Here is a 13,521-nt window from a genome sequence, read left to right as displayed (position 1 = left end):
TGAGGAAGGCCTTCTGTAAATATCGGGCTTGTCAGATCCCATGAAAAAGTCAGTTGTCGTATTTGCCACGACACTCGTGGTGCACGCACTCTCGTTTTTTGCGCTGAGCTCAGCCTTATACAGCGGCGGTGATGGTGACGTGTTTGGGGTTCTACTGTTTTGGACAGGCTTTTCGGTGTGTGGGGCTCTCTACTTGCATCGAGTTTCAAAGAATGAGGCTTGGGACAAGGCCAGCGACAAGGTGCTGGTTTTCGTTGGCTATTTACTCTCGCTACTGGGCGTAGTCGTTGGTGGAGCCGTCATTCTGTTGTTCATTGCTGCGAGCGGTACTCGGCCGTGAGTAATTAATGCGCTCTGACCCCTTTAACTGTTGATAATCAAAGTTAAATTATCGAGATTCGTTGGCGGGTTTGCCCCAGGCATTTTTAATTCCAACGATAGCCATTCATCTTTGGTGCAGTGTTCCTTAATGAAGGCGTCACCGATATGAGTATATAGAGCAATTGCTTCATGCTCTGATCAGCCACATTAATCCATACTGGCTTTTCTGATTTTGCAGCTTGTGATAGCTGATCGTAGTTGAGTTCCACAACAGCAATTTGATCATTTCGAATCAGGTCTTTATCCCACAACTGAACTTGAAAGCGCGTACCTTCGTAAACCGGCCAACCTTGGTACTCTGCATAAAACCTGGGGGTATAGCTATCCTGTGTCTTCTGACGGTTGAGTGCCAGCGCTAACGGTATTCCCGCAACTTTTGCAAGAGATGTTGTTGTGGTGCCTTTTTGAACGACGTAACCAATGACATCTGGTGCGGAAGTGCCTTGGGGTGCATCCTTCGCAACGGCGGAAACCACGCTTGAAGCAGCAATTCCTGATCCCGGTGCAATCATGTCTGAGATCATGGAGACCGCTGTGCGGTTAATATTTGCTGCTGCGTCCCAAGGCTTACCATTCACCTTAACGGGCCCTATCAGTGCGCTTAGAAACTCGATATCGAGTTTTTGCGGGAGGGCTTTATCCGCTGCGTTTGCTTCTTGAGAAATTAGTAGCGCCGCGAATATCAAACTAACGAATGAAAATTTCCTATATAAAATGGTCGACTCCGTAGCGATTGCCAAAAGATTATTGTCTTGTTGTTCTCTATCCGCATGACAGTGGCAAAATGCAAGGCCTGCCCTGAGCTTTCTTGTGTGTTGAGAGAGCGGTTTCATTCGGGATTAACGTAGAGCATATCGGTCCCGGTTATCCGCCGTTGATCAAACTTTATGCACTCTGACCCCTTTAATCCTAAATTAATGCGCTCTGACCCCTTTAATTCCGACTAATGGGCAGCTCCTCTACGTTATCGCTCCCAAAGAGTCTATTAATCGCTTTGAGGGCATGATCCGGCATGGTCTGTGTGGCCAGTACGGCGAGTCTGGTAATAGGCCGTGAGATGGATACATAAAACAAATTTCTGGCACGGTAGAAGCCCTTGGTGTTCTTTGCAGTCAACGCATTTGTTTCTATCAGTTCAAGCAATTGTGGCCAGTTGTAATGATTCCAACCTCCTCCTAGCACTACTAGGACGTTTTCAAACTGAGCTCCCTTAACACTATGCTGTGTGGCAAAGGCGGTTTGATTTTCGACGAACTTGACTAGCTCGATGACCTCTCCATAAGAAATGTTTCGCAAACTGTCGTATCGACGAAGTGCCGGGGCATCGTCAGGAATGGGGGCGCCGTTCAGCGTGTTTAGCTCTTCTTCACGTCGCATTACTCGGTCGGGGGGCAGTGGGCGTCCCGTCGCCTTAAGGTGATCGATAACTTGCCCTACTGTGCCTTTAGTTCGCAGCCTCTGAAGAGTATCCAGATCTCGACGCCAGCTTATCTTGTCTGAATGTTGAGTTATTGTGGGGTTAGTACCGAATGCTCTGAACATATCGCCATAGCGAGATGCACAATAAGCCTCACATATGGGTTCAACGGCTTCTGCGAAGAATTTGATTACCGGGTCTTCCTTCTTTGCGAATTGTTCATTACGACCGCTATATATCTTGGCAAGTTTGGGATAGCCCTGTTCCGCTGCTAGCACGTTGTGGGTGAGCATCAGTACCTTCGTACTGCTAAGATCCCAACCCTCACCTTGCAGTCGCTGCATTAAGTCCTCACGAGTACGTCTAGCCAAATCAGGTGGCAGATCTTCTTTGGAGTGAGCATCATTAGTTCGTCGTCCCGTATAGCCGTTGGTGTGAAAGAAGCGCGCTTCGCCCTTGGCATTGGGGTCAGGTACTGCTTGGCGCAGTTCAGGGCGTAGCTTATTCAGCACCTTCACGATTGCTGGTGCCGATCGAAAGTTTGAACCTTTAGGAATTTGTTTAATTGGGTACTCAGCTAGTTCGTATTCACTTCTGTAAATTGTTTGCCAGTGGTCTCCAAAGAGACCAACAAGGGGACCAGTGGCGGGCGTTAGGAAGTGATTTGTTATCGCCTCCATGAATTGGCGATGGGTATCTTGATACTCGTCTATAAAAATCACTGGAAATTGCTGGGCAAACATTAGCTGAAACTTCTTATTTTGAAGAAGCCTAGCCATCATAGCGGGAATGTCGTCATGGCTTAGTGTGACTCGGTTGGTATCGACGCCAAAAAATCCCAGATCGTAATCCACGGGTTTTGAGCCAACCCCGCCGCCTTGCTCGATTTTCTCTTTCCGATCGTCCATTTCTAGCACAAGCTCACGTAATGCCTTTTGAAACTGACGCAGAAATCCCCAAGAGAAACCATGGATGGTATTGACCAAAATGGCGGGGTGATCCTCTATCTCTTGTGCAATTTCATTACGTGCAACCTCGGTATAGGTGATGCAGGCCACCTGCTGTCCAGCTTGAACCAAATCGGGCCCTTGCTTTTCGATCAATCGTTTTAGCGCAGCAACTAGCGAATACGTTTTTCCTGCTCCGGCACCAGCCTCAAGGCGAAAACTATCACCTGCATCAATAGCCTCATTGATCTTTCGTTGTGCCTTTTGTGCAGCGATAATAGCTGGATTGTTAATCGTTTCATTCATGCGCCAGCCACCTCTGAGGGAGCTTCGGCGTTCTTGGTTAAAGGTGGCCCGGAAAGCCATGCCAGTCCTTCCTTGATGTAACGGGGTGGCAACCACTCTTTCTCGCAAATGGCGAACCGCAATGCCGTATCTGCTTTCGCGAGCCCCTTTGCTATCTCCCAAGCTTCGGTGGCCTCATCCTGTTCATTCGGCCATTCAAAAAGACCCGGATTGGCTAGAACTAATGCATCTTCGTAGCTACGTGCGCACGCCGCTGCATTGGGCTCTTCGGGAATCTGATAAGCAATTCGCCGATAACCACTCAGCTTCTCACTGGACGTCTTTGAAATAAGCTCGTCAAGAGTTACCTGCCAACCATCATTATTTTTGGGTCGAAACCACTCCTTGATCGCTGCATTCGACGTTCGTTCGCCTTCAGCTACAGGACACTTCTCCCAAGTCGTGATCGTTTTTCCTTTCTTGTTTATTTTTTCTACCGGTTTAGTTGAATCTAGATCGGTAATCACCAGCGTTTTGAGTTCCAGAAAGTCTAGTAGTGGGTAGAAGATGTGAGCGTAAGCTCCACCAACTTCGACGCATGTAACATACTGCTGGGTGAGCTTGTGCGGGCCGTCCAGCAATTTATCAGTCAAGTCGCATAGACGCGGCATCAGCAGTCGTTCAGTTGTACCTTCGACCATGATGGCCTTATCAGCAAAGTACAGATCGCACTTGGTCAGCGTCATGTACTGGTGTAAAAAGTTCTGATCGTCTGGCGAGATGCTGCTCATGCCCTTTTTGAAGTCCTTAACCTTGGTTTGGCGGTCATTCGCCTGGACAGCTGGCTCATTCAAAAAATACCGAATGGCTTCAAATGATGCGGCATTTGCGACATGGGGAGAGTGAGTCGTGATCACAAACTGAACCTTCCACTCAGCTTCGTTGGGGTAGCTGGCTGAAAGCTTCCCTATTGCGGCGTTCAGTTGACTGATGAAGACTTCCTGCATCTGCGGGTGCAAGTGGGCTTCAGGCTCCTCGACGAAGATTAGGTGGGTGGCTGGACGGGTTAATTTAGCCCGGTACGCCTTATGGTAGCTCTCAAGCTGCAGTAGCATATAGATCAAGTTGCGAGTGCCGAGGCCGCTATAGCCTTCTGGCAGATGCACCCCGTCTGTTCCGGCGTAGACCACTTTTGTATGATCTGACAAAAGGGTTTCAACATTTAAGGACGTCTCAGGCCGAAGCTCGGTATCATTAAGGCTCGGAAAACCTAGTGTTTCCATCGCTGGTAGAAGCTTTTTCAACATTTCATCGAAACTGCCTTGAATATTTCGCTCAATGTTTTCGACGGACGCCTTGAGCTCTTTAGCCAGTTCCTGATCTGCTGTCGCAGCAGTTGGCTCAGAAGCGGTCTTAAATAGAGCGTTAAGCAATTTTCCAATGACATCCGTTTCGCTATGTTGCGCATGGTCGAGATTTCTTTGGGCGCGAATAAAATTGCATTGCAGCAAGTTTGCAAGCCCGACTGTGCTCTCAAAATTACGTCGATTGGTATTGTCAGTGGGGTCAATTGCCTGCAGATGGCTGCTATATGCCTTTGGCAAAGTGTCACGCAACGAGCGGAAGAAATATGCTCTAGGCTCAACGCCTTCAGGTGGGAGAGGAATATCAAGCAGAGTGTGGATCGTTTCCAGCATCGCTTTGTACTCGACGCGCACAATGGCCGTTGTGGAGTCTATATCTAAGTCAATTACGAAAGGCGAAAGAGGTCCCAGAGTCGTATCGTTACTTTCGTATCGGAAGGTGAGCGTGAGGGAGATTGAAGGAAGCTCAGCAAGTACATCCTCTGGCTTTTTTCCCTGCTCTCGCATTATCTTCGCCGTGTAAAACCGCTCACGTTGGGAAGCAGAAAAGTCTTCTAGGCGAAACCGTGCTCCAGATTCTCCGATGAAACGATTAAATATATCAGTGAATGATGTTTTTCCGCTGTTGTTACGCCCCACGATTACTGTGGATTTACTTTCCAGCATGATCTCGACATCCTGCAGAAGTCGAAATCCCTCGACTCTGACCTTCTCGATTCGCATTCTTGGTCCTCTAGTTGATTGTTGTTCTTCTATCGTTTTGGATTTATCCGAGCTAGCACCGTTAAACTTATCCCCGCTAAACCCTGCCGCACGCGCCAATTTGGCTTTAGACTTGATCCGTTTTGCTTTTATTCGTTTGGCTGTTTTTATCTGCCTATTTTTGTAAGAAGTTCTTTCACCCATTCAAAAACCTTTTATTCAGTGAGTGACAAGAATCCGGGGACAGATCTTGCGTTTTCCTTTCATTGCAGACTAAACGTCAAGACTTGACCCAGTTTAGGGTTAATGACAGTGATAAGGCTGAGACCCAGCATGACAGCATTGCCCTTGAGGACTGTCCTTTCGACAGCCTCCGCCATGCGCAAATGCCATTGAAGTGAAAAGTATGAGAGACAGCACCAACATGAGCTTTTTCATGTCACATCCTATTTGTCGTTAGTTTTATTTTTATGCCGAGGATGTTTGCTTTTTATTGTTTGTAGACTTCAGTTCCGTTGAGCGGGATCTCGGAGGCTTGTTTTAGTTTTTGCAGCCCTTCTTATCACAGGTAATCCGCTCAGATGTCGACGACCAATGGTCTGGCTTTTCCCTGGTGTCGTAACCGCATCCCGTGCGGCCACCTTTTGAACCGCTATGAACGATACCTGTTCGTATGTGTTTCACTGCCATGTGAACCTCCGTCTAGCGAAGATGATTGTGAACCTGAATACAGAGGAAGAGTTACTGAAGTAAGGCGCTAAATCCATTAGCGGCGGGCAACTGATCCCTGTACAAAAAATAATCTAGTTGATGGGGGTTGGTGTGTCAAAGTGAGCTACATGAATTTGGTGCGAGGCCTTCCTAACTGACTGACTTCACCCCAACAATCCGCGTCCTCTGCGGCCGAAACCCCGCCGTAGCAACAAGCGCGAGTACTGAAGTCACCCCCACCAACACCCCAAACGCCACCGAATTCCACTGCAAATACAGCGCAAACCGGATCGCTTCCACCGCATGCGTAAACGGATTGATCTGGCAAATCCAGTACAGCACCGGGCTGGCGTCCTGCATTTTCCAGAGCGGGTACAGCGCCGAGGACAGGAAGAACATGGGGAAGATGACGAAGTTCATCACGCCGGCGAAGTTTTCCAGTTGTTTCACCCAGGTGGCGATGATGAGGCCGAGGGCGCCGAGCATGAGGGCGGTGAGCAGCAGCGCGGGGAAGACGGCGAGGTAGCCCAGGGCGGGCGGCTCGACGTCGAAGAAGAAGGCGATGAACAGGAACACGTAAACCTGGCCGATGGACACCACGCCCATGGCCAGCAGTTTGGTGACCAACAGGAAGGGCCGGGGCAGGGGGCTCATGAGCAGGACGCGCATGCTGCCCAGTTCCCGGTCGTAGACCATCGACAGCGCGCCCTGCATGGAGTTGAACAGGATGATCATGCCGCACAGGCCGGGGGCGATGTAGGTCTCGTAGGTGATGTAAGTGGCGTAGGGCGGGATGATGGACACGCCCAGCACGGCGCGGAAGCCGGCGGCGAACACGGCGAGCCACAGCAGCGGTCGTACCAGGGCGCTGGCGAAGCGGGTGCGTTGCTGCCAGAAGCGCAGCCATTCGCGGATCTGGATGCCGATGAAACAGTGCCAGTACTGGGCCAGTCGCATGTTAATTGGCTCCCGTCAGTGCTTGAAACGTGTCCGCCAGGGTCGGCTGGCCCTGGGCCTCGCAGATGCTGTCGCCGTGGCCGTCCGCCAGGAGTTGGCCCTGGTGGAGAATCAGTACCCGGTCTTGGCGTTCCACTTCCTCGATCAGGTGGGTGGCCCAGAGCACGGTCAGGCCGTCTTCGGCGCACAACCGGCGCACGTGGGCGTTCAGGCCCTGGCGGCTGGGTACGTCGAGGCCGACGGTGGGTTCGTCCAGTAACAACAGGCCGGGGCGGTGCAGCAGGGCGCGGGCGATTTCCACGCGGCGGCGGTGGCCGCCGTTGAGCTGGCGCACGGCGTCGTTGCCCCGTTCGGTGAGTTCGAAGCGGGCCAGCTCTTCGTCGCAGCGCTGGCGGGCGGCTTTGCGGGAGAGGCCGTGCAGCGCGGCGTGGTACATCAGGTTCTGGCGCACGGTCAGGTCCATGTCCAGTGCGTTCTGCTGGAACACCACGCCGATTTCCTGCATGGCGGCGGCGGGCTGTTTGCGCAGGGAGCGGCCCCGCAGTTTGATGTCGCCGGTCTGCAGCGCCAGCAGTCGCGTGATCAGGCCGAACAGGGTGGACTTGCCCGCGCCGTTCGGGCCGAGCATGGCGTGGAAGGCGCCGGGTGTCAGGTCAAAGCTGACCTCCCGCAGCACGGGCCGGCGCCCGTACTGGAAGCTGACGCGATCGACCTCGATGCTCATGCCGGGTCCGGGACGACCACCACACCCCAGGGGTAGCGGCCAACTTTGATGGATTTGATGACCTTGAGGTCGTCTACGTCGATCACGGAGACGTCCCCGGTCACGCCGTTGGTGGTGAGCAGTTGGGACTCATCCGCGCTGAAGTCCATGTGCCAGACGCGCCCACCCACCAGGATGTAATCGAGCACTTCGAAGGTTTTGGCGTCCACCACGGCCACGTGGTTGGCCGGGCCCAGGGCGACGAAGGCGTACTGGCCGTCTTTGGTGAGCTTCACGCCCACCGGCTGGATCTTGTCCGGATGCACGCCGCGGATCTTGAAGCTCAGGTCCTTGAGGATCTTGCGGCTGGCCACGTCCACCACGGTGACGGTGCCGCCGATCTCGGAGGAGGCCCAGGCCTGGCTGCCGTCGTGGGTGAACTCCACGTGCCGCGGGCGCTGGTCCACCATGGTGTTATCGGCCAGCTGCATGGTCTCGGTGTCGATCCAGTGCAGCATGTTGGAGGTTTCGGTGGTGTTGATGGCCCACTTGCCGTCGGGGCTGACGGCCATACCCTCGGGCTCCACGCCCACGTCGATCTGCGCCAGCACGTCCTTGGTCTTTACGTCCACCACGGTGACGATGGCGTCGTCCTCGTTGGAGATGTAGAGGTGGCGGTTGTTGGGGTGCAGGGCGAACTGCTCCGGGTCTTCGCCGGAGGGCAGGGTATCGATGATCTTGCGGGTCTTCAGGTCCATCACCTGCACCGTGTCGTCGTCACTGGCGCAGATGTAGAGCAGCGTGTGATCCTTGGACATGAGGATGCCCCGCGGGCGCTTGCCCACCGGCAGGGTGTCCACCACCTCGAGTGAATCCATGTCGATCACCGACAGGGTGTTGTCCTTCTCATTGGACACATAGGCCAGATCGGCCACGGCGGCCGGGGCCAGCAGCGCGGCGGTCAGGCCCAGGGCCGGTCCCAGTTGGCGTAAGGTCGGTTTCATGCAGTCACCTTGTTGTTCATCCTGAGTTAGTCGGCGATCCGGCACTGGCTCTCGGGCTCGTCATAGCCGAGGGTGTCCAGTTCGGTTTTCGGGTGCAGGAAGCCTTCCTGCGGCGATATCGACACCAGCCCGCGCGGATGCACCAGCAGGATCGGCTGGCGCAGTTGCCCGTTCCAGGTGCGGAAGGTCAGCTTGCGGCCCTTGAAGCCGCCCAACTGGAACTCGTCGGAAAGCAGGTAGGTGAGCAGGTCGGTGGCTTTCGCCTGCTTCGTACGGATCACCCCTTCGCCGATGGCGCGCACGGCGGCCCAGGCGGCGTAGTCATCGCTGATCATCGGGCGGCCGGTCTTCTCCTCGAAGCGGCTTTGCAGCTGGCCGGCGCCCCAGTTCTCGACCGAGCGGTGCCAGGCTTCCGGGCTCATGCCCTGGGTGCCCACCACCGGGCGCGGCAGCCAGGTGTTGAAGGGCACGTACTCGCCAAAGTCCCCACGTTCGTCGGCGACCACCACCACGTCGTAATCGTCCCCCTGGGTGAAGCGGGGCAGCTCGGCGGAGGCGGTGCGGCGCAGGTCGGAGTCGAAGGTCCAGGGCTTCTCTTCCACGATCTTGACGCCGAAGCGCTTGGCCGCGCGGTGGAAGGCGGCGACCCAGGCTTTGTCGTTGTCCGTCGGGCCGGTGATCAGGAAGGCTTCGTTCCACTGGCGCTTGGCCAGCCACTGGGCCAGGGCGTCGGTGAGCATGGCGCGGCTGGGCACGGTGTGCAGCAGGTTGGGCTGGCAGTCGGCGGTGCGCAGGCTGTCGTCCTCGGCGCCGGCGTTGAACACCAGCGCGTCGGGGCCGACGGCCTCGGTCATCTGCTTGAGCAGGTCGGCGGGCACGTTCAGCACGAACAGGTCGATACCGGCCTGCTGCATGCGGCGCAGCTCGTTCACGGCCTGGTCACGGGAGTCCGCCACCACCGCATCCAGCGTGTAGTGCTGCTGCATAAAGCGGCCGGTGGAGTTGTTGTCGTCGACGCCCAGCTCCGCGCCTTTGAGACCGGCGTCTTCGGGCTTGGTGAGGGTGGTGGAGAGCACCGGGCCCTGGTAGGGCTGCCACTGGATATAGCCGACGGTCACCTCCAGCGCCTGCACGGGCAGGGCGGTGAGCAGGATGACGGCGGCGATCAGGGCGACGCCTGGGCGCATTGGACACATGACAACCTCGTTAGGGCGGATGTGTTGTTTTTCTTCCCAGACTAGAGAAGGGGCACCGTGGCGGAAATATTCTGAAAGTAGGAATCAGCCAGTACGAAGGTTGTAGAAATCCGCCCGCAGGCCCGATTGGCCGCGGACCGGACCGCTTCGCCTACTACCAAGGAACTAGGCTGAAGGCCCCAAAGTGGCATTCGGTCGTTGCGCACGCCTCCATAGACTGATTCGAGTAGCCGGCGAACCAAGTACAAATCCAGGCCGGCACCGGAAGCAAGAGAGGCTATTGATCATGAATTTCCGTTCTTACCTGAAGACCGCCCTCGCGGCGGGCCTGCTGGCCGGCACCACTCTGGTCATGGCTCATGGCAACGTGACACCCCAGCCTGTCGACACCGGCGATCTGCCCCACCTGGGCGATGATCCCCTGTCCGAAAACCCGTTCCGGGAAGGCAACAAGTACGGCGACAAGCACGACGAAGCCGTTAAGATCGGCAAGGCGGGCTACGCCGGTAACTGCGCCGGTTGCCACGGTATCGAGGCCATGTCCGGTGGCCTGACGCCGGACCTGCGCGAACTGAAGGAATGGGACGACGAGTACTTCATCGGCCGGGTCCGCAACGGCACCGATCGCGGCATGCCGTCGTTCAAGAGCAACCTGGACCAGGAAGCGATGTGGGCGATTAAAACGTACGTGGAATCTCTGCCAAAGCCCGAGTAAGTCGGTAGGCATTGTGAGTGCTGACTTCGTTGGGTCGTGAAGGAGGGCGTATGGTCGCTGTTCGGTATCTTGCCGTTCTCGCGCTGCTGGTTCTGACCGGTCCGGCGCTGGCGGAGTCCGTGCTGGACCGTCCGCCGGATCGCACCTACGACAAGGTGATCGAGTCCGGTTACCTGCGGGTGGGGGTGTACGAGAACTTCCCGCCGTATTCCTTCGTGCAGGATGGCGAGCCCGCCGGCGTCGATGTGGACGTGGGTCGGGCCATTGCCAAAAAGCTGGGCGTGGATTTCCAGGTGCACTGGATCACCCCGGACGAGACCCTGCAGGACGACCTGCGCAACAACGTCTGGAAGGGCCACTACCTGGCCAAGCGCCGCATCGCCGATGTGATGATGCGCGTGCCCTACGACACCGACTACGCCTACATGACCGAGTCCACCGGGGAGATGGTCAACGAGGAAGTGGTGATGTTCGGCCCCTACCAGAAGGAACAGTGGCAGATCGCCTACGACCCCAACGACCTGGAGGCCGTGCAGACGGTGGCGGTGTTCCAGTACAACCCGATCGGCGTCGAGATCGACAGCCTGCCGGATTTCTACCTGAGCTCCGCCTTCCGCGGCCGCATGCGTAACCAGACCCATCACTACCACAGCATTGGCGAGGCGTTCGACGCCATGGTGGCGAACGAGGTATCGGCGATCATGGGCATGCGGGCGGAAGTCGACTACCTGTTGGCGACCGATCCGGACCACCGCTTCAAACTGGCTGAGAATGGCTTCCCCGGCATCGCCAAGCAGCAGTGGGATGTGGGCATGGCGGTGAAGAGTTCCCACCGGCAGCTCAAGTACGCCATCGAGGCGGCAGCCGACAAGATGGTGCGCGATGGCGAGATGAAGGCCATCTATGAGCACTACGGGCTGCGCTACGGCCTCCCGGCCTATTACGAGGAAGTGCTGGGGCAGGCGGAGGAATGACCATGCTGCGTCACGCATTGCTGCTGGCGGGGGCGCTTGCCAGTACCGGTCTGGCGGCGTACCCGAAAGACCCCTACGGCTCGCCCATGTGGGATTACAACCTGGAGCGCTACCTGGGGGAAAAGGCCGAGGTGGTGCTGGACGACCGCGTGAACCTGGAAGTGCCGCCGTTTGCCGAGGACTCGTCACAGGTGCCGCTGACGGTGGACCTGTCGGGGTTCGACACGCCAGTGCAGAAAGTCATCACCTGGGTGGATCTCAACCCCATCCCGCATCTGTTCACCTACGTGCCGCAAACCCGGGTGACGGTGGTCTCGCTGAACTTCCGTGTGCAGCAGGCCACGACCGTGCGTGCGGCGGTGCAGGACGAGTCCGGCGTCTGGCACGTGGGCAGCGCCCATGTGGATGCGGCCGGCGGCGGGTGTACCGCGCCGAGCCAGGCGTCGTCCGACCCCAATTGGGAAGAGCACTTCGGCCAGATCCGCGGTGGCGCGTTTTCACCGGCCAACCAGTCGCGGCTGAAGGTCTATGTGAGGCACCCGATGGACTCGGGCATGGTGGGCAACATCCCCGCCTTCCACATCGAGACGCTGGAAATCCGCGACACGGCTGGCGGGCAGGACGAGCCCCTGCTGAAGATGACCCTCTCGGAGTCCGCAGCGGAGAATCCGATGTTCGTGTTCGAACTGCCGGACGCGCCGCCCCAGTATGAGGTGTGGATGCGCGACAACAACGGCAACCAGTTCCAGCGGCAGGTCGGGGAGGCGTTATGACGCGGTGGTGTCTGATCCTGCTGGCGGTGATGGCGCTGCCGGCCCAGGCGGCGTTGCGCTATCACCTGGAGCCGAAGCAGATCGCCCCCGATACCTGGATGGTGGAGGGCAAGACCGAGAATTTCTCGAAGGAGAACGGCGGCAACATCGTCAATACGGCGTTCATCGTCACCGACGCCGGCGTGGTGGTGATCGACACGGGCCCCTCGCTGCAATACGGCGATGCGCTGCACGACGCGATCCGCAAGATTACCGACCAGCCCGTCACCCACGTGCTGATCACCCACCATCATCCGGACCACGCCTTCGGCAACCAGGCCTTCCCGGAGCGGAGCCTCTCGGCGCTGCCCGAGACCACGGCACTGCTGGAACGGGATGGCGAAGCCTTCTCCGACAACATGTACCGCATGATCGGCGACTGGATGCGCGGTACCCAGGTGGTGCTGCCCACACAGGAGCTGGCGCCGGGTCCGCTGATCGTAGGCAATCACACCTTCCAGCTCTGGGGCTTCACCGGGCACACCGGCGCCGACCTGGTGATCCTCGACAAGACCACCGGCACGCTGTTCGCCGGCGACATGGTGTTCTACAACCGCGCCATCACCACGCCCCAGTCGCCGGGGCTGAACGTCTGGCAGCAGGAGCTGGATCTGCTGGCGGAGATTCCCTTCGAGCGCCTGGTGCCGGGCCATGGCCCGATGGTCACTGACGACCGCGCCTTCCGGCAGATGCACGCCTACATGACCTGGCTGGACGCCCTGTTCAAGAGCAGCGCCAACCGGGGGCTGACGGCGAATGAAGTCATGCGCACACCGATTCCCGGGCGCTTTGACTCGATTGCGGAGGCGTCGTATGAGTTGATCCGGTCGACCACGCATCTGTATCCGCGGTATGAGCAGGCGGCGTTGAGGATGTTGCCGGAAGAATAGGTTAACCGGTGTCCTGCGGTTCGCCCTGATCCCGTGGGACACCCATTGAGGCGGGAATCCGTCACGTTATGCCCGGCCTGTTCCGGGCTTTTTTGTGCCCGGAGTTCCCGAATTCAATGTGGCCAATGTCTTTAGAATGCTGCAAAGGCGCCGTGGACGTAGGTTGGGCTGACGTAGGAAGCCCAACAAACCGGGTTTGCGACCAATCTCATTCAATACCGGTCAAGCCGGTTTTTGAGACCCCATGCTCCAAGCATGCCCGCGATAACGGGAACGTCCGGTGCCCGCTTATTGTTGGGCTTCCTGCGTCAGCCCAACCTACCCGATTGAAGTTGGATCGGTCGGGCATGTAGTCGATGCTACAGCTTCGGAGGGCCCGGCAGGGCCCCGTGGGAGTGTGGGGAATGGGTGTAACCCATGTTGCCGGTTCAAAGTGTGATCTGTGTTGCCGGGTCGCGTGCTC

12 protein-coding genes are annotated in these 13,521 nt (G+C 57.0%); 5 read left to right on the top strand and 7 right to left on the bottom strand.

From position 1 onward, the window contains the following. The first annotated feature begins 40 nt into the window (after positions 1–40). Positions 41–340 (top strand): hypothetical protein, encoded by a 300-nt coding sequence (locus tag JL474_RS15160; RefSeq protein WP_203142728.1) that lies wholly within the window; start codon positions 41–43, stop codon positions 338–340. Positions 341–425: 85 nt separating this feature from the next. Here the strand turns inward: JL474_RS15160 and JL474_RS15155 are convergent, their stop codons facing one another. The 7 genes from JL474_RS15155 to JL474_RS15125 form a co-directional block, all read right to left on the bottom strand. Then, a complete protein-coding gene (locus tag JL474_RS15155; protein ID WP_203142727.1) occupies positions 426–1,214 on the bottom strand; it encodes a hypothetical protein in 789 nt (262 codons plus the stop codon). Between the two features lie 100 nt (positions 1,215–1,314). Then, entirely contained in the window at positions 1,315–3,051 is a 1,737-nt protein-coding gene (locus JL474_RS15150; protein ID WP_203142726.1) for a UvrD-helicase domain-containing protein, read from the bottom strand. Continuing rightward, positions 3,048–5,300, bottom strand: a complete 2,253-nt coding sequence (locus JL474_RS15145) for an ATP-dependent nuclease (protein WP_203142725.1) — start codon at positions 5,298–5,300, stop codon at positions 3,048–3,050. Before JL474_RS15145 ends, JL474_RS15150 begins: the two co-directional genes overlap by 4 nt. A 657-nt stretch (positions 5,301–5,957) precedes the next feature. Then, complete coding sequence (locus JL474_RS15140; protein ID WP_203142724.1) at positions 5,958–6,764, bottom strand: ABC transporter permease; 807 nt, start codon at positions 6,762–6,764, stop codon at positions 5,958–5,960. A 1-nt stretch (position 6,765) separates the two neighbouring features. Next, entirely contained in the window at positions 6,766–7,488 is a 723-nt protein-coding gene (locus tag JL474_RS15135) for an ABC transporter ATP-binding protein (protein ID WP_203142723.1), read from the bottom strand. After that, positions 7,485–8,471: a YVTN family beta-propeller repeat protein gene (locus JL474_RS15130; protein WP_131482903.1), complete on the bottom strand. Its 987-nt coding sequence runs from the start codon at positions 8,469–8,471 to the stop codon at positions 7,485–7,487. The genes JL474_RS15135 and JL474_RS15130 overlap by 4 nt, the downstream gene beginning before the upstream one ends. 26 nt (positions 8,472–8,497) lie before the next feature. Beyond that, positions 8,498–9,658: an ABC transporter substrate-binding protein gene (locus JL474_RS15125; RefSeq protein WP_203142722.1), complete on the bottom strand. Its 1,161-nt coding sequence runs from the start codon at positions 9,656–9,658 to the stop codon at positions 8,498–8,500. Positions 9,659–9,953: 295 nt separating this feature from the next. Between JL474_RS15125 and pedF the strand changes: the two genes are divergently transcribed. The 4 genes from pedF to JL474_RS15105 are packed head-to-tail and all read left to right on the top strand — an operon-like array spanning position 9,954 to position 13,058. Beyond that, on the top strand, positions 9,954–10,382 hold the full coding sequence (gene pedF / locus JL474_RS15120; RefSeq protein WP_131482902.1) for a cytochrome c-550 PedF: 429 nt from the start codon (positions 9,954–9,956) through the stop codon (positions 10,380–10,382). 50 nt (positions 10,383–10,432) lie between these two features. Continuing rightward, the gene (locus tag JL474_RS15115; RefSeq protein WP_203142721.1) at positions 10,433–11,356 is read left to right on the top strand and encodes a substrate-binding periplasmic protein; all 924 of its coding nucleotides are present in this window, start codon (positions 10,433–10,435) and stop codon (positions 11,354–11,356) included. 2 nt (positions 11,357–11,358) lie between these two features. After that, positions 11,359–12,129, top strand: coding sequence for a quinoprotein dehydrogenase-associated SoxYZ-like carrier (locus tag JL474_RS15110; RefSeq protein WP_203142720.1), 771 nt, complete (start codon positions 11,359–11,361; stop codon positions 12,127–12,129). Beyond that, positions 12,126–13,058, top strand: coding sequence for a quinoprotein relay system zinc metallohydrolase 1 (locus JL474_RS15105; protein WP_203142719.1), 933 nt, complete (start codon positions 12,126–12,128; stop codon positions 13,056–13,058). Before JL474_RS15110 ends, JL474_RS15105 begins: the two co-directional genes overlap by 4 nt. Positions 13,059–13,521: the final 463 nt, after the last annotated feature.

The sequence above is a fragment of the Marinobacter mangrovi genome, from assembly GCF_016798325.1.
Lineage (GTDB): Bacteria > Pseudomonadota > Gammaproteobacteria > Pseudomonadales > Oleiphilaceae > Marinobacter_A > Marinobacter_A mangrovi.
The sequence above is the reverse complement of the archived record's forward strand: the minus strand, read 5'-3'. Positions and strand labels throughout refer to the sequence as shown.

Bases quoted from the DNA above. Each gene is read 5' to 3' on its own strand.
- pedF (WP_131482902.1), top strand. From the start codon at position 9,954: ATGAATTTCCGTTCTTACCTGAAGACCGCCCTCGCGGCGGGCCTGCTG.
- JL474_RS15110 (WP_203142720.1), top strand. From the start codon at position 11,359: ATGCTGCGTCACGCATTGCTGCTGGCGGGGGCGCTTGCCAGTACCGGT.
- JL474_RS15135 (WP_203142723.1), bottom strand. From the start codon at position 7,488: ATGAGCATCGAGGTCGATCGCGTCAGCTTCCAGTACGGGCGCCGGCCC.
- JL474_RS15145 (WP_203142725.1), bottom strand. From the start codon at position 5,300: ATGGGTGAAAGAACTTCTTACAAAAATAGGCAGATAAAAACAGCCAAA.
- JL474_RS15130 (WP_131482903.1), bottom strand. From the start codon at position 8,471: ATGAAACCGACCTTACGCCAACTGGGACCGGCCCTGGGCCTGACCGCC.
- JL474_RS15160 (WP_203142728.1), top strand. From the start codon at position 41: ATGAAAAAGTCAGTTGTCGTATTTGCCACGACACTCGTGGTGCACGCA.
- JL474_RS15115 (WP_203142721.1), top strand. From the start codon at position 10,433: ATGGTCGCTGTTCGGTATCTTGCCGTTCTCGCGCTGCTGGTTCTGACC.
- JL474_RS15155 (WP_203142727.1), bottom strand. From the start codon at position 1,214: ATGAAACCGCTCTCTCAACACACAAGAAAGCTCAGGGCAGGCCTTGCA.
- JL474_RS15105 (WP_203142719.1), top strand. From the start codon at position 12,126: ATGACGCGGTGGTGTCTGATCCTGCTGGCGGTGATGGCGCTGCCGGCC.
- JL474_RS15125 (WP_203142722.1), bottom strand. From the start codon at position 9,658: ATGCGCCCAGGCGTCGCCCTGATCGCCGCCGTCATCCTGCTCACCGCC.
- JL474_RS15140 (WP_203142724.1), bottom strand. From the start codon at position 6,764: ATGCGACTGGCCCAGTACTGGCACTGTTTCATCGGCATCCAGATCCGC.
- JL474_RS15150 (WP_203142726.1), bottom strand. From the start codon at position 3,051: ATGAATGAAACGATTAACAATCCAGCTATTATCGCTGCACAAAAGGCA.